The organism is Streptomyces sp. ISL-66 (genome assembly GCF_018614135.1).
In the GTDB taxonomy this organism is placed as follows: domain Bacteria; phylum Actinomycetota; class Actinomycetes; order Streptomycetales; family Streptomycetaceae; genus Streptomyces.
Map to the genome: position 1 here is coordinate 1 of NZ_JAGGOW010000073.1, position 14,141 is coordinate 14,141.

The window sequence follows — 14,141 nt, forward strand, 5'->3', positions numbered from 1 at the left end:
GGTCCACCCCGCGCGCCGTCTGGACCGCCCTGCCCGGCCCCGGCTGGGCCGACGAACTGGCCCGGGCCATGGCCGCGACCCTCGCCTCCGGCCGCGGCGCCCTCGCCGTGGTCCCCGACGGGCGCACCGCCTCCCGCGTGGACGCCGCCCTGACCGCCCTGCTCGGCGAGGGACGGCACGCGCTGCTGACCGCCGAGTCGGGGCCCGAGAAGCGCTACCGCCAGTGGCTCGCCGTCAGCCGGGGCTCGGTGCGGGCCGTGGTCGGCACCCGGGCCGCCATGTTCGCGCCCGTGCGGGACCTCGGACTGGTCGCGATCTGGGACGACGGCGACTCCAGCCACAGCGACGACCGCGCCCCCTTCCCCCACGTCCGCGAGGTACTGGAGCTGCGCGCGGTCACCGACGGCTGCGCCTTCCTGGCGGGCAGCACCAGCTGCACCGTGGAGGCCGCGCAGCTCGTCGAATCCGGCTGGGCCCGCCCGCTGACGGCCGACCGCGACACCGTACGCAAGCACGCGCCCCGGATCCGGACCGTCGGCGACGAACTGCTCGCCCGTGACGGCGCGGCCCGCGCCGCCCGGCTGCCGAGCCTGGCGTGGGAGACGGTACGGGAGGGGCTGAAGAGCGGGCCCGTGCTCGTCCAGGTGCCCCGGCGCGGCTACGTGCCCCGGCTGGCGTGCGAGCGGTGCCGGACCCCGGCCCGCTGCACGGTCTGCGCGGGGCCGCTGGAGGCCCCCGACGCGCGGGACCTGCACTGCGGCTGGTGCGGGCGCCAGGAGACCGGCTGGCACTGCGAGGAATGCGGCTCCTTCCGGCTGCGGGCCCAGGTGGTCGGCGCCCGCCGCACCGCCGAGGAGCTGGGGAGGGCCTTCCCGGCCGTGCCCGTACGGACCTCCGGGCGCGACCACATCCTCGACGAGGTCCCGGACCGGCCCGCGCTGGTCGTGTGCACGCCCGGCGCCGAGCCGGTCGCCACGGGCGACGGGTACGCGGCGGCCCTGCTGCTGGACGGCTGGGCCATGCTCAGCCGGCCCGACCTGCGGGCGGGCGAGGACGCGCTGCGGCGCTGGATCGCCGCGGCCTCGCTGGTACGGGGGGACGGGCAGGTCGTGGTGGTCGCCGAGCCGACGCTGCGCCCGGTCCAGGCGCTCGTGCGGTGGGACCCCGTCGGGCACGCGGTGCGGGAGCTCGCGGAGCGGGCCCAGCTGGGCTTCCCGCCGGTCTCCCGGATGGCGGCGGTCGCCGGAGGCAGCGCCGAGGCCGTCGAGGCCTTCCTGGCGGGCGCCGCGCTACCGCCGGACGCCGAGGTACTGGGCCCGGTGCCGCTGCCAGGTCGGCGCGGCGAGGCTTCGCCGGGGGAGCGGGCACTGATCCGCGTCCCGCCGGGCAGCGGGACCGCGCTGGCCGCGGCCCTGAAGTCGGCGCAGGCGGCCCGCCTGGCGCGGGGCGCTCCGGTGTCGGAGGCGGTGCGGGTCCGGATCGACCCGTTGGAGATCGGCTAGGGCTCGTCCGGGGCGTTGCCCCGGGGCCGACCCGTTCGGATCACCGGGCCGTTCGTCCGGCGCCCCCGGCGGTACGACCGGGTGGGTCGCGCCGTCGGGGGCGGGGCCGTCGGGGGTCGGCGTCCCGGCGGGGACGGTTCAGCCGTTCCGGGGGCCGGGGAACGCGCCGGCACGGGCTCCGGCCGCGGCAGGAGCCGCCGCGGGGCCGTGGGTCTCCGCGCGCACCGGCTGCGGGGGAACCGAGCGGGCCGCCGGAACCGTGGGCAGCGGGCCCAGCGTCCGGGTCGTCGTGCCCTCGGCCAGAGGCTCGCGCTCGACGGACTCGGGGCTCTGCGCGCGCCGGGCACCGTAGCGCCGGTGTACGGCCTGTTTGGTGACGCCGAGCGCCGAGCCGACCGCGTCCCACGAGAAGCCGAGCGAGCGGTCGAAGTCCACCGCGGCGGTGACCAGCGTCTCGACGCTGTCCCGCAGCTCCTGTGCGAGGCGGACGGTGGGCGCGGGTGCCCGGCCGTAGACGACGAAGCCCGTGGAGGGACCTGAGCGGCGCGGGCGGTAGACGTTGCCGAGCTGGGCGGTCAGCGTACGCAGAGCATCCACCTGCCGGCGAACCCGCTCGATGTCCCGCACCAGGAGGTGCAGGCTGGCCCGTGCTTGGGCGTCGTGGGTGGCGTGGTCGGCCATGAGAAGCCTCTCGAACCGGTGCTGAAGAGCGGATAGGGCCGCAGACACCGTTCTGTTTCGCGGCCCGTTTCGGTCAATCTCTCTTGACCAACGCGCCACCGGGCGGCCAGGTCACGCTATGGGGGCGTGTCGGCATATGCGAGGAGCGCGCATGCGTGTGTACGCCCCCCTGCCCGATGCCCGTCCGCATGCTTCTGGTAGCTTGGGGCAGCTCCGAAAGGGGTCGGTTCGGGCTGGACCGCAACCTTCGGGTTGGAAGCCCGCCGCTCCAGCGGCAGGCGGAGCCACAGACTGGTGCGCTGCCGTGCGACGCCCAGATAGCGAGGTATGACCCCCGTGAAGCTCGTCTTCGCAGGCACCCCCGAGGTCGCCGTGCCCGCCCTTGACGCCTTGATCGCGTCCGGGCGCCACGAAGTGGCCGCCGTCGTCACCCGTCCCGACGCACCGGCCGGCCGCGGCCGCCGCCTGGTCGCGAGCCCCGTCGCCGAGCGCGCCGAGGAAGCCGGCATCGAGGTCCTCAAGCCCGCCCGGCCGCGCGACCCGGACTTCCAGGCCCGACTGCGCGAGATCGACCCGGACTGCTGCCCGGTCGTCGCGTACGGCGCGCTCATCCCCAAGAGCGCCATCGAGATCCCCCGGCACGGCTGGGTCAACCTGCACTTCTCGCTGCTGCCCGCGTGGCGCGGGGCCGCGCCCGTACAGCACTCGATCATGGCGGGGGACCAGGTCACCGGCGCCTCCACCTTCCGGATCGAGGAAGGCCTCGACTCCGGTCCCGTCTACGGGATCCTGACCGAGGAGATCCGCCCCACCGACACCAGCGGTGACCTGCTGACCCGCCTGGCCTTCGCCGGCTCCGGGCTGCTGGTCGCCACCATGGACGGCATCGAGGACGGGACGCTGCGCGCCGTCGAGCAGCCCACCGACGGGATCTCGCTCGCGCCGAAGATCACCGTCGAGGACGCCCGCGTCGACTGGTCGGCGCCCGCGATGCGCGCCGACCGGCTGGTGCGCGGCTGCACCCCGGCGCCGGGCGCGTGGACGGTCTTCCGGGGGGAGCGGCTCAAGCTGATCTCGGTCGGCCTGGTCACCGACCGGACGGACCTGAAGCCGGGCGACTTGAGCGCGGGCAAGAACAACGTCTACGTCGGCACCGGCTCGCACGCGGTGGAGCTGCTGTGGGTGCAGCCGCAGGGCAAGAAGCCCATGAAGGCGGCCGACTGGGCGCGAGGGGTGCGGATCGCTCCCGGCGAGCGGCTGGGCGGGACCGACGTAGGCTGATTTTCAGTCCGTCCCGTCTCGTCCCGTCTCCTCCTGTCTCGTCGTCGAGTCTCGTCGTCCCGTTCTTGTTTCATCCCTTGGCATTACGTAACCCCGGAGCACCTTTCACGTGAGCGAACAGCCCCCTCGTCGACCGGCCGCCACCTCCGGCAAGGGCGGCGGCAAGCCGGCCAAGACCGGCAAGCCCTACCGCCGGCCCCAGAAGGACCCCGTCCGGATGCTGGCCTTCGAGGTGCTGCGGGCGGTGGCCGAACGGGACGCGTACGCGAACCTCGTGCTGCCGCCGCTGCTCAAGAAGGCCCGTCTGGACGAGAGCTTCCAGACGCGCGACGCGGCGCTGGCCACCGAGCTCGTCTACGGGACGCTGCGCCGCCAGGGCACGTACGACGCGGTCATCAAGGCCTGCATCGACCGGCCGCTGCGCGAGGTGGACCCGCCGGTGCTCGACGTGCTCTCGCTCGGCGCGCACCAGCTGCTCGGGACCCGCATCCCCACGCACGCGGCGGTCTCCGCGAGCGTGGAGCTGGCCCGGGTGGTGCTCGGTGACGGGCGCGCGAAGTTCGTGAACGCGGTCCTTCGGAAGATCTCCGCGCACGACCTGGAGAGCTGGCTGGAGAAGGTCGCGCCGCCGTACGAGGACGATGCGGAGGAACACCTCGCGGTCTACCACTCGCATCCCAGGTGGGTCGTCACCGCACTGTGGGACGCGCTGGGCGGCGGACGGGCCGGCATCGAGGACCTGCTGGAAGCCGACAACGAGCGGCCCGAGGTCACCCTGGTGGCACGGCCCGGACGGTCCACGGCCCAGGAGCTGCTGGAGGCGGTCGGCGAGGACTCGGCCCTGCCCGGCCGTTGGTCCCCGTACGCCGTCCGGATGGCCGAGGGCGGCGAACCGGGAGCGCTCGAAGCGGTGCGCGAGGGGCGCGCCGGCGTCCAGGACGAGGGCAGCCAGCTCGTGGCGATGGCCCTGGCGGCCGCCCCGGTCGAGGGCCGCGACGCGCGCTGGCTGGACGGCTGCGCGGGCCCCGGCGGCAAGGCCGCCCTGCTGGCGGCGCTGGCGGCGGAGCGAGGGGCGTTCCTGCTCGCCTCCGAGAAGCAGCCGCACCGGGCGCGGCTGGTCGAGCGGGCGCTCGCCGGCAACCCCGGTCCGTACCAGGTCATCACGGCGGACGGGACGCGCCCGCCGTGGCTGCCGGGGTCGTTCGACCGGGTCCTGATGGACGTGCCCTGCTCCGGGCTGGGCGCGCTGCGCCGCCGCCCGGAGGCGCGGTGGCGGCGCCGGCCCGAAGACCTGGAGAACTTCGCACCGCTCCAGCGCGGTCTGCTGCGCGAGGCCCTGTCGGCGGTCCGGGTCGGCGGTGTCGTGGGGTACGCCACCTGCTCGCCGCACCTGGCGGAGACCCGGGTCGTGGTGGAGGACGTGCTGAAGGGCCGTGGCGCGGGCGCCGCCCCGGTGGAGGCGGAACTGATCGACGCGCGGCCGTACATGCAGGGCGTCCCGGCGCTGGGCGACGGGCCGGACGTGCAGTTGTGGCCGCATCTGCACGGGACGGATGCGATGTACCTGGCGTTGATCCGGCGGACGGGGTAGGGGCGGGGCAGGACCGGGTGGGGTGGGGCCGGGGCTCTCCTGCGGATTCGCGGGGGCCCTCAAAACCCCCGACTCATCCCAACCCCCCGCCCCCGCCCTCCCCACTTCCGGGGTAGTGGCCGGAAGGGATCGGCGGCATGGCACGCTTGTGGCATGGCCGTTCAGATCAATCCCAGCATCTTGTCCGCCGACTTCTCCCGGCTCGCCGAGGAGGCGAAGGCCGTTCAGGGGGCCGACTGGCTGCATGTCGACGTCATGGACAACCACTTCGTGCCGAACCTGACCCTCGGCGTGCCGATCGTGGAGTCGCTCAGCCGGGCCACGGACATCCCGCTGGACCTGCACCTCATGATCGAGGACCCGGACCGCTGGGCCCCGCAGTACGTCGAGGCCGGCGCGGGCTCCGTGACCTTCCACGCCGAGGCGGCCGCCGCACCCGTGCGGCTCGCGCGCGAGATCCGGGCCAAGGGGGCGCGGGCGTCCATGGCGCTGAAGCCCGCGACGCCGATCGAGCCGTACGAGGACATCCTCCCCGAGCTCGACATGCTGCTGATCATGACGGTCGAGCCGGGCTTCGGCGGCCAGCCCTTTCTGGACATCATGCTGCCCAAGATCCGGCGTACCCGGGAGCTGATCTCCCGGCACGGTCTGGAGCTGTGGCTCCAGGTCGACGGAGGGGTCTCGGCCTCGACGATCGAGCGCTGCGCGGAGGCCGGCGCGGACGTGTTCGTCGCGGGCAGCGCGGTCTACGGAGCGGTCGATCCGGCGGCCGCCGTACGCACTCTGCGTGAGCAGGCGGGCGCGGCGATCTCGGCGGCGCCCTGGGCTTGTGACCACTGAGACGAGGCTGGGTGAACAGCTCGGTGAACGGGAGCTGTCCAGGCTGATCAACGGCCGCCGGATCTGACAGGATGAACGGCGAGTCGAGAGTGTGAACAGCAGTGAGGAGAACGCGGTGTCTGCAATGTCGGCGGGACGGTCAGCCCTGCGGATGGGACCCGCGGAGCTGGTGCAGGCGGCGGCCATGGCGCGCCGCTTCTACCTGGAGGGGAAGTCCAAGATCCAGATCGCCGAGGAGTTCGGCGTGAGCCGCTTCAAGGTGGCCCGGGTCCTGGAGACCGCTCTGGAGCGCGACCTCGTGCGCATCGAGATCAGGGTCCCGTCCGAACTGGACGCGGAGCGCTCGGACGCCCTGCGCGCGCGGTACGGGCTGCGGCACGCGGTGGTCGTGGAGTCTCCGGCCGATGCCACCGAGGACGCTCCCGACCCGGAGAACCTGGGCGCCGTGGCCGCCGATCTGCTGGGCGAGCTCGTCAACGAGGGCGACGTACTGGGCCTCGCGTGGGGCCGCTCCACCATCCACATGGCCGCCTCCCTGCACCGGCTGCCCCCCTGCACCGTGGTCCAGCTGACCGGCGTGTACGACGCCGGGACGGCCGAGCGCGGCTCCGTGGAGGCCGTACGCAGGGCCGCGCAGGTGTCGGGCGGGGACGCGCACCCGATCTACGCGCCGATGCTGCTTCCCGATCCGGCCACCGCGGCCGCCCTGCGGGGCCAGACGGGGATCGCGCGGGCCTTCGAGTACTTCGACAAGGTCACGGTCGCGGCCGTCTCGATCGGCTCGTGGGAGCCGGGGATCTCGACCGTCCACGACATGCTGAGCGACGAGGAGCGGGCGCACTACGCCTCGCTGGGCGTCGCCGCCGAGATGTCGGCCCACCTGTTCGACGCGGAGGGCCGCCGGGTCGGGCGGGACCTCGGCGAGCGGTGCATCACCGTGGAAGCCGACCGGCTGCGCCGGATCCCCGAGGTCGTGGCCATCGCCGGCGGGCTGCGCAAGGCCTCCGCGATCGGTGCGGTGCTGCGGTCGGGGCTCGTGACGAGCCTGGTCACCGACACCGCCGTGGCGGACTACCTGCTGACCGAATCGCAGCCGGGTCTGCGGCCCGCGCTGGAGCGGGCCGACCCCGACGAGTGATTGTTCGGATTGGTCCGATTGTTCGCATCGACGGCGGTCAAACGCGCACGCGTGAGGTTCGCTGATGCGGATGGTGCCGTAATTGAGATCCGAACGGCGGACCGTTCGGCCGCCTGCTGGGCGCATACTGGGTGCAATGACTAAGTCCGCAGTACCTCGCCGCCATTTGCCGTCCAGCCCGTTCAAGGCCCCCGTGGAAGCGCCGCTCAGGCACTTCAGCGTCGGCGACCGGGTGACTCACGACGAGCACGGTCTGGGCCGTGTCGTCGCTGTAGAGGAGGGGATCGCTGTCCTCGTGGAATTCGGGCCGGAGGTCCGCAAACGCATCCTGAGTCCCTACACCAAGATGGCCGCTCTCTGAAGCCAGCTCGCGATTCGCGGGACAATCGGATATTTGGCACGATCGGTGCATGATCTTTCGGAACGTGCCCCGATCGTTGCTGCGTGTGCTGGGGGCCGTGTTCCTCTGCGCGGCGCTGGTCGGTGCGGTGGGCTGCAGCGGGAAGACGTCCACGCCTGCCGCGACCACCACCGGCACGAGTGCCGGTAGGAGTTCCAGTGCCGGAGTGGAAGCCGTCCCTTCCGGCGCGCCGACGGCTGCGCCCGGATGGGCGAAGGGGATGGCGACGGTACGGGCTGCCGCGCTGCCGCAGCAGGCCCGGGACGTGCTCGCGCTGATCGACAAGGGCGGGCCCTACCAGTACCGGCAGGACGGGACGGTCTTCGGGAACTTCGAGAAGGCCCTGCCCCAGCAGAAGCGTGGTTACTACCACGAGTTCACCGTGAAGACGCCCGGTGAGCGGGACCGTGGGGCCCGCCGGATCGTGACCGGCCAGGGCGGGGAGTTCTTCTACACGGACGACCACTACAAGACCTTCAAGGCGGTTCTGCGATGACCCTGGACCCGCAGCCCCTGGCCCCTGCCGTCGCCGCCGCCGAAGAGGCCGGGTGGGCCGTGCTGCGGCTGGACCTGGACGGCGTACGGAGCAAGGCCGGGCTGATGCGGCGGTGCGGGGCGGCGCTGGGCGCGCCGGAGTACTTCGGGGGGAACTGGGACGCGCTGGCCGACGCGCTGCGCGATCTTTCGTGGCTGCCGCGGGCGCCCGGCCGGCTGGTGGCCGTCACGTCCTGGCGGGGGTACGCGGACGAGCGGCCGGACGACTGGGAGACCCTGCGGGAGATCCTCGGGGAGGCCGTCGACTTCTGGCAAGAGCGCGAGGGCGCCGGTGAGGGCGCCGGCCTGACCGTGCTGCTGGCCGAGGCGCCGGGCGGCGAGCCGCGGCGGAGGCCGGCCGGGGGCCACTGAGCCCGCCCCGCGCGCGGAGCCCCGTACGGAGCTCGTACGGAGCCCGTACGGAGCCCTGGGCGGCCCGGGGCTCCGTGGTGCCGCGGCTAGCCCTTCGGGATCCAGGGCGGGGTCTGGCCCCAGGACCAGACCGGGATCGCGGCCGCGTCGACCGGGGGCGGGCGGGGGCCCGAGTAGATCAGGGCCATGCGGGTGCCCCACTCGATGTAGTACGCGAACACCGCGCGGAACTCCGGGTCGGTGGGCAGGCCCACCTCGTCGGCGGTGTCCATCAGCAGCTCCACCCAGCGGCGCCGCTGCTCCTCGGTGATCGCGCGGCCCAGGTGCTTGGTGGCCATGTGCTGGTGGCCGCCGTGCGCGGCCGTGTACTGCTGGGGTCCGCCGAAGACCTCCGCCAGCCAGACCGCGACGTGCCGGGGGTGCTCCGAGTCCATGCCGGCGAAGACCGGGGCCAGGATCTCGTCGCGCAGGGCGTGGGCGTAGAAGACGTCCGTGAGGCGGTTCATCGCCTCCGCTCCCCCATCCACTCGTAGATGGTGGACGTGGTGTCGGGTGTGGTGCTCATGAGGGGTCGGCGGCCTTTCCGGGGCCGGCCACCGCGGTGACGAGGTAGTGCTGCATCTCCTCGATGGCCGTCACGTACGGACGGATCGCGCTGAAGAACGCCGGGAAGTGCTCGCCCTTGCGGAATCCGGCCAGGTGGGCGTCGATCGAGGTCCAGCGGATGCGCAGGATGTAGCGCTCGGCCTCCTCCTCGCAGCGGGCCAGTTCGTAGTCGACGCATTCCGGGGAGGCCGCGAGGGCCTCGGCGGCCTTGGCGTAGGCGTCCTCGAAGGCGGGCTGGTCGTCCAATGCGATCCGGTAACGGATGTATTCGACGGTGGTGGTCATGGTGCGGGCCTCTCCCTGGGGCGGGCGTTGATCGCCGCTGGTCGAAGTCAGGCTTGCGCGATCATGCCGATTTCGCGGAGCCTTTCGCCGTTGTCACCCAGACTTCTGGGAGTCGGTGACGTCGGGGCCCTCGGCGCGGACCTGCTGGACCCGGTCCAGGGACTCGCGCAGCTCCGTCAGCCAGGCGTCGGTGTTGCGCCCGACCAGGCGGACGCACCAGGCCAGCGCGTCGGCGCGGCTGCGGGCGACGCCGCCGGCGACCAGGGTGTCGAGGACCTGGCGCTCGGGCTGGCGCAGCCGGGTCATGACCGGGACGGCGAGGTGGGTGAAGACCGTCTCGTCCTCGCCGGACCGGACGGCCCAGGCGACCTTGCGGCGGTAGAGCTCCTCCGCCTCGCGGGCCACCTCCATGCGCTGTTCGCGGGTGCGTTCGCGGAACGCCGGGACCGATTCGGCCGCCGGGATGGTGCCGAGAACGGTGATCTCCTCCCGGTCCACCGTGACCGAGAGGAGGGATGCGTAGATGTCCACCGGCAGGCGCTCGGCGAACCAGGTGCGAAGCTGTTCGTTCTGCTCGGACGTAATCATGTAATCAACGGTGTGTCCGCTGCGGGCTTGATCGCAAGGGCGCCGGGCCCGCGTCCGCCCGTGTTCGCTCTCAGCCCATCGAGCGGTACCGGGGGATCAGCGAGACCGCCATGGCCCCCTCGCCCATGCCCGAGGCGACGCGTTTGACCGAGTGGGCCCGTACGTCTCCGGCCGCGAAGACGCCGGGGACGCTGGTCTCCAGCGGGTACGGGGCGCGCTCCAGGCTCCACTCCTGCGGGAGGCGCCGGCCCTGGAGCAGCTGACCCGGACCGCCCAGGCCTGGGGTGCGGCGGCCACGGGCTCGGAGCGTGCCGTCTTCGACCGGCTGGCCGACGAGCTGGACAAGGTGGCCCCGCCCGTGGTCACCGATCCGCTCGCCCAGGCCGACGCCGAGGAGGAGATCGCCGACTGGGCCGAGGAGACGGGCACCGAGCGGCCCGGCCTGCTCGGCTCCGGGGTCTCGGACCTCGGGCTGGAACTGGGCTGGCTGCTGGAACGGCTGGAAGGGGTCGGCGAGCCGGCCCTGCCCGCCGCCCTGGACCACCTCGCGGCGCTCCTGGAGATCCGCTCGCTCGCCGCCGAGCTGCGGGCGGCGGGTCCCAAGATCTCCCAACTCGTCTCGGCCACCCGGGATTACGCCAATCTCGACCGGGCCCCCGAACAGCGCTTCCCGGTGACCGACGGACTGGAGAACACGCTGGTGGTCCTGCGTGCCAAGCTCGCCGGGATCGCCGTCGTGCGCGCGTACGAACCGGACCTCCCCGAACTGACGGGCTACCCAGGCGAGCTGAACCAGGTGTGGACCAACCTGGTCGACAACGCGGCCGCGGCCATGGGAGGCGCGGGCACGCTCACCCTGCGTGCCCGGACCGAGGCCGAGTACGACATCGCCACACTGCACCCGGTGTTCGTCCGTCAGATGGACGCGCTGGCCGCCCTGGACATCGAGGCGGTGATGAAGAACTACACCGACGACGCGGTGCTGTTGCGCTTCGAGGGGGCCTCGGTCGGGATCGAAGCGGTGCGCGAGACCTTCACCGGCTACCTGACGGTGAAGCCCACCCTCGTCGAGCTGCAGGAATACGTGGAGACCGACGACACGATCTTCTACCGGGCGATCATGAACTTGAACGGGGAACCGGAGCACGCGTTCGGGACGCTCGTTGTCCGCGATGGCCGGATCTGGCGACAGACGGCAGGATTCGGCGGCTGACGCCCGATATCTGGGTAGCGTGTGCGGGGAGGGCAGGGCAGAGTCCTCCCCGTGCGCGCGGAGTCGTGTGCGCCACGGGGACCGAAGGGGAGGTCATGGAACAAGAAACGAACAGTCGTGAGTTTCCTCGTCATCGGCGTCATGTGGGTCAACCACCACACCATCTTCAGTCACTTGAAGCGCGTGGACCGCCCCTTGCTGTTCCTGAATCTCCTGGTGCTGATGGTGGTATCGGTGATTCCGTATACGACCAATGTCCTCGCCGAACACCTCATGGACGGGGATTCGGCCAACGTGGCGGCCGTTCTCTACAGCGCCTGGACCGTGGTCTACGCGCTCGCTTTCCTCGCCTTCTGGTGGTACGTCACCCGGGTCGGTCACCTATTCCACGAAGCCGTCGACAAAGACGGTGCCCGCGCGACCAGGATGCGATTCGGACTCGGCGCGATCGCGTACCCCTTGACCGTTCTCCTGTCCTTCTTCTCCGCTCCGCTCACTCTCGTCGCACACTTCCTGATCGCGCTCTATTATGCGGCGAACCAGATCCCGATCCCCCTCGTGGTAGAGGAAGAGCGGCTTGAATCCGCGAGCGACCTCAGGAAGTAGCCGCCCGGGCCTACGGCCGTTCTTCACGGTCAAGTAGGGTATTGGATCTAGCTGGTCGCGGGGGAGGCACCAGATGGCTCGAGTAGTCCTGCCGGAGGAATCCACGGCGGAAATCTCCGAATTGATCGACGTCCTGATCTCGCTCTTCTTCGAGTCATTACCCCGGCGGGACCAGCGAAACTGGGCCCGCGTATATCTGAACGGCCTCGTGCGAACCAGCGGAAAGAAAACGATCCGTAACATCGCCGGAACGGGAGCCAGTTCGGTCGAACAGAGCCTCCAGCAGTTCATCAGCAAATCCCCCTGGGACTGGACCCCCGTGCGCCGGTCCCTCGCCCAGCACCTGGAACGCACCGCGCAGCGCCCGCTGGCCTGGGTCGTGCAGCCGATGGTCATCGAGAAGGCGGGCGACCGCTCGGTCGGCGTCGGCCGGCAGTTCGTCCCGGAGCTCGGCCGCACCGCCAACTGCCAGCAGGCCAGCGGGATCTGGCTCGCGTCCAGCGAGGCCGGCTTCCCCGTCGAGTGGACCCTCACCCTCCCCGGGCCCTGGACGGCCGAACTCCTGCGCCGCCGCCGGGCGGGCATCCCCGACACCGCACGCTCGCTCACCCCCGCCCAGGACGCCGTACACGCCGTCCAGCGGATGGCCGTCGGCTGGCAACTCCAGCGCAGGCCCGTGGTGATGGAGGTGTCCAACGGCGAACTCCCGCAGTGCATCGAATCCTTCGCGCTCCAGGACATCCCCTTCGTATTCAAAGTGGACGGCACCCTGCGCGTCTCCTTCGGCGGAGCCGGCCGGCACAAACCCGGACCGCACACGGCCCCCGCCCGCGAGCTCATCGACTCCCTGCGCTCGCAGCGCCGCGTCGTCGAATGGACCCGGCACGGCCGCACCGAGGGGGCGGTGACCCTGCTGACCTCGGCGGCCATCTTCGCCACCCCCGGCGAGGACCGGCCCGTACCCGCTGCGCCCACCCCGCTCCTGCTGGTCGGGGCCTGGACCGAAGCGGCCCTGCTGCCCTCGGAGTTCTGGATCACCAACATCGGCGACCGGCCGCTCGCGCAGCTGTTCCTGCTCGCCAAGCTCACCGACCGGGTCGCGCTCGACTTCACCGAGGTGTGCGAACCCGCCGGCATCCGGGACTTCGAAGGCCGCTCCTTCCGGGGCTGGCACCACCACGCCACCCTCGCCAGCGTCGCCCACGCCGCGATGCTGCTGGGCCTGCGCGGACGCGAAAGCGCGCCGTACCCCGGCCTTCCCCGCACCGCCGCCCCGCACCCCGCCGCCCCGCACCCCGGCGTGACCGCGCGCACCGGCGCCACCCGCGCCGCCCCCGCACCCCCGGTGTTCCCGCCGCGCCCCGTCCTTCCGGGGCAGAGCCCGCGCCGCGCGTACATCCGCTGATGTTCGACATCGCGGCGGAGCTACGCGCGTGGTGCGGCTCGGGACGGGACTTCGCCCTGGCCACGGTGGTGGCCGTCAGCGGCAGCGCGCCGCGCGGACCGGGCGCCTCGCTGGCCGTGGACGCCGGGGGCGCCGCCCTCGGCTCCCTCTCCGGAGGCTGCGTGGAGTCCGCCGTCCACGCGCTGTGCCTGGAGGCCATCGCCTCCGGCGAGGGCGGCGTACACCGCTTCGGGTACCGCGACGACGACGCCTTCGCGGTCGGCCTGACCTGCGGCGGCATCCTCGACGTCCTGATCACCCCGGTGCGCGCCCACGACCCGGTGCGCCCCGTCATCGGCGCGGTGCTCGGCGCCGCCGGCCGCGGGACCCGCTCCGCGCTGGGCCGGGTGGTCTGCGGCCCGCCGGAGCAGCTGGGCCGGGCGCTGGCCGTACACGCCGACGGCTCCTACGAGGGCTGCCTGGGCGGGAGCGCGGAGCTGGACCGGGCCGCCGCCGAGCGGATGCGGGCCTGGCTGGCGGCCGGGCGCACCGGCACCGCCGCGCTGGGCACCGCGGGCGGGCTGTGCGGAGCGCCCCTGACCCTGCTGGTCGAGTCGGCGGCCGAGCCGCCGAGGCTGCTCGTATACGGCGCCATCGACTTCGCCACGGCCCCCGCCCGGATCGGGGCCTTCCTGGGCTACCGGGTCACGGTGTGCGACGCCCGGCCCGTCTTCGTGACGGCCGCCCGCTTCCCGGAGGCCGACGAGGTGGTCGTGGACTGGCCGCACCGGCACCTCGCGGCGCAATGGGAGGCGGGCCGCCTCGACACCCGTACGGCGGTGTGCGTGCTGACGCACGGCGCCAAGTTCGACATACCGCTGCTGGGCCTCGCGCTGCGGCTGCCGGTCGGGTACGTGGGGGCGATGGGCTCGCGGCGCACCCACGGGGAACGGACGCGGCGGCTGCTGGAGGAAGGGCTGCCGGCGGCCGGGCTGGCCCGGCTGCGCTCGCCCATCGGCCTCGACCTCGGCGGCGGCACCCCCGAGGAGACGGCCCTGGCCATCGCCGCCGAGTTCACGGCGGTCCGGCACGGGCGCGGCGGGGCGGTGCTCCCGCTGGC

General features: G+C 72.8%; 16 protein-coding genes. 12 read left to right on the plus strand and 4 right to left on the minus strand.

From position 1 onward, the window contains the following. Positions 1-1,502 (plus strand): primosome assembly protein PriA (locus tag J7E97_RS15270; protein ID WP_215027314.1); only part of this gene is annotated, 1,502 nt, incomplete at its 5' end. 138 nt (positions 1,503-1,640) lie between these two features. On the opposite strand, the gene J7E97_RS15275 is transcribed toward J7E97_RS15270, so the two are convergent. Continuing rightward, positions 1,641-2,183 (minus strand): hypothetical protein, encoded by a 543-nt coding sequence (locus J7E97_RS15275; protein WP_215027315.1) that lies wholly within the window; start codon positions 2,181-2,183, stop codon positions 1,641-1,643. A gap of 336 nt (positions 2,184-2,519) precedes the next feature. Here J7E97_RS15275 and fmt point away from each other — a divergent pair, with 336 nt between their 5' ends. The 7 genes from fmt (at position 2,520) to J7E97_RS15310 (ending at position 8,339) form a co-directional block, all read left to right on the plus strand. Then, positions 2,520-3,464, plus strand: coding sequence for a methionyl-tRNA formyltransferase (fmt, locus tag J7E97_RS15280; RefSeq protein ID WP_215027334.1), 945 nt, complete (start codon positions 2,520-2,522; stop codon positions 3,462-3,464). A gap of 109 nt (positions 3,465-3,573) precedes the next feature. Beyond that, positions 3,574-5,055: an RsmB/NOP family class I SAM-dependent RNA methyltransferase gene (locus J7E97_RS15285; protein ID WP_215027316.1), complete on the plus strand. Its 1,482-nt coding sequence runs from the start codon at positions 3,574-3,576 to the stop codon at positions 5,053-5,055. Positions 5,056-5,208: 153 nt separating this feature from the next. Continuing rightward, a complete protein-coding gene (gene rpe, locus J7E97_RS15290; protein ID WP_215027318.1) occupies positions 5,209-5,895 on the plus strand; it encodes a ribulose-phosphate 3-epimerase in 687 nt (228 codons plus the stop codon). A gap of 124 nt (positions 5,896-6,019) precedes the next feature. Then, positions 6,020-7,033, plus strand: coding sequence for a sugar-binding transcriptional regulator (locus J7E97_RS15295; protein ID WP_251054584.1), 1,014 nt, complete (start codon positions 6,020-6,022; stop codon positions 7,031-7,033). A gap of 136 nt (positions 7,034-7,169) precedes the next feature. After that, the gene (locus J7E97_RS15300) at positions 7,170-7,394 is read left to right on the plus strand and encodes a hypothetical protein (protein WP_112452447.1); all 225 of its coding nucleotides are present in this window, start codon (positions 7,170-7,172) and stop codon (positions 7,392-7,394) included. A 49-nt stretch (positions 7,395-7,443) separates the two neighbouring features. After that, positions 7,444-7,929 (plus strand): ribonuclease domain-containing protein, encoded by a 486-nt coding sequence (locus J7E97_RS15305; protein ID WP_215027322.1) that lies wholly within the window; start codon positions 7,444-7,446, stop codon positions 7,927-7,929. After that, a complete protein-coding gene (locus J7E97_RS15310) occupies positions 7,926-8,339 on the plus strand; it encodes a barstar family protein (protein WP_215027324.1) in 414 nt (137 codons plus the stop codon). Before J7E97_RS15305 ends, J7E97_RS15310 begins: the two co-directional genes overlap by 4 nt. A gap of 86 nt (positions 8,340-8,425) precedes the next feature. Here the strand turns inward: J7E97_RS15310 and J7E97_RS35845 are convergent, their stop codons facing one another. The 3 genes from J7E97_RS35845 to J7E97_RS15320 all read right to left on the minus strand — a co-directional run bounded on the left by J7E97_RS35845 (position 8,426) and on the right by J7E97_RS15320 (position 9,818). Then, positions 8,426-8,845 (minus strand): group II truncated hemoglobin, encoded by a 420-nt coding sequence (locus J7E97_RS35845; protein ID WP_251054578.1) that lies wholly within the window; start codon positions 8,843-8,845, stop codon positions 8,426-8,428. 55 nt (positions 8,846-8,900) lie between these two features. Then, positions 8,901-9,230 carry a putative quinol monooxygenase gene (locus J7E97_RS35850; RefSeq protein WP_251054580.1) on the minus strand — a complete coding sequence of 110 codons (330 nt, stop codon included), beginning with the start codon at positions 9,228-9,230 and terminating at the stop codon, positions 8,901-8,903. 93 nt (positions 9,231-9,323) lie between these two features. After that, a complete protein-coding gene (locus tag J7E97_RS15320; protein WP_215027326.1) occupies positions 9,324-9,818 on the minus strand; it encodes a hypothetical protein in 495 nt (164 codons plus the stop codon). Between the two features lie 151 nt (positions 9,819-9,969). On the opposite strand from J7E97_RS15320, the gene J7E97_RS37010 reads away from it, so the two are divergent. The 4 genes from J7E97_RS37010 to J7E97_RS15340 all read left to right on the plus strand — a co-directional run. Beyond that, positions 9,970-11,031, plus strand: coding sequence for a nuclear transport factor 2 family protein (locus J7E97_RS37010; RefSeq protein WP_215027328.1), 1,062 nt, complete (start codon positions 9,970-9,972; stop codon positions 11,029-11,031). A gap of 117 nt (positions 11,032-11,148) precedes the next feature. Beyond that, positions 11,149-11,637: a TMEM175 family protein gene (locus J7E97_RS15330; protein ID WP_308346516.1), complete on the plus strand. Its 489-nt coding sequence runs from the start codon at positions 11,149-11,151 to the stop codon at positions 11,635-11,637. 73 nt (positions 11,638-11,710) lie between these two features. Beyond that, positions 11,711-13,042, plus strand: a complete 1,332-nt coding sequence (locus J7E97_RS15335; RefSeq protein WP_215027330.1) for a transposase — start codon at positions 11,711-11,713, stop codon at positions 13,040-13,042. Next, positions 13,042-14,141 (plus strand): XdhC family protein (locus J7E97_RS15340; RefSeq protein ID WP_215027332.1); only part of this gene is annotated, 1,100 nt, incomplete at its 3' end. The genes J7E97_RS15335 and J7E97_RS15340, both read left to right, overlap by 1 nt.

Coding starts and splice junctions, on each gene's coding strand:
- J7E97_RS15320 (WP_215027326.1), bottom strand. CDS start 9,818: ATGATTACGTCCGAGCAGAACGAACAGCTTCGCACCTGGTTCGCCGAG.
- J7E97_RS15305 (WP_215027322.1), top strand. CDS start 7,444: ATGATCTTTCGGAACGTGCCCCGATCGTTGCTGCGTGTGCTGGGGGCC.
- rpe (WP_215027318.1), top strand. CDS start 5,209: ATGGCCGTTCAGATCAATCCCAGCATCTTGTCCGCCGACTTCTCCCGG.
- J7E97_RS15310 (WP_215027324.1), top strand. CDS start 7,926: ATGACCCTGGACCCGCAGCCCCTGGCCCCTGCCGTCGCCGCCGCCGAA.
- J7E97_RS35845 (WP_251054578.1), bottom strand. CDS start 8,845: ATGAACCGCCTCACGGACGTCTTCTACGCCCACGCCCTGCGCGACGAG.
- J7E97_RS15300 (WP_112452447.1), top strand. CDS start 7,170: ATGACTAAGTCCGCAGTACCTCGCCGCCATTTGCCGTCCAGCCCGTTC.
- J7E97_RS35850 (WP_251054580.1), bottom strand. CDS start 9,230: ATGACCACCACCGTCGAATACATCCGTTACCGGATCGCATTGGACGAC.
- J7E97_RS15295 (WP_251054584.1), top strand. CDS start 6,020: ATGTCGGCGGGACGGTCAGCCCTGCGGATGGGACCCGCGGAGCTGGTG.
- J7E97_RS15275 (WP_215027315.1), bottom strand. CDS start 2,183: ATGGCCGACCACGCCACCCACGACGCCCAAGCACGGGCCAGCCTGCAC.
- J7E97_RS15335 (WP_215027330.1), top strand. CDS start 11,711: ATGGCTCGAGTAGTCCTGCCGGAGGAATCCACGGCGGAAATCTCCGAA.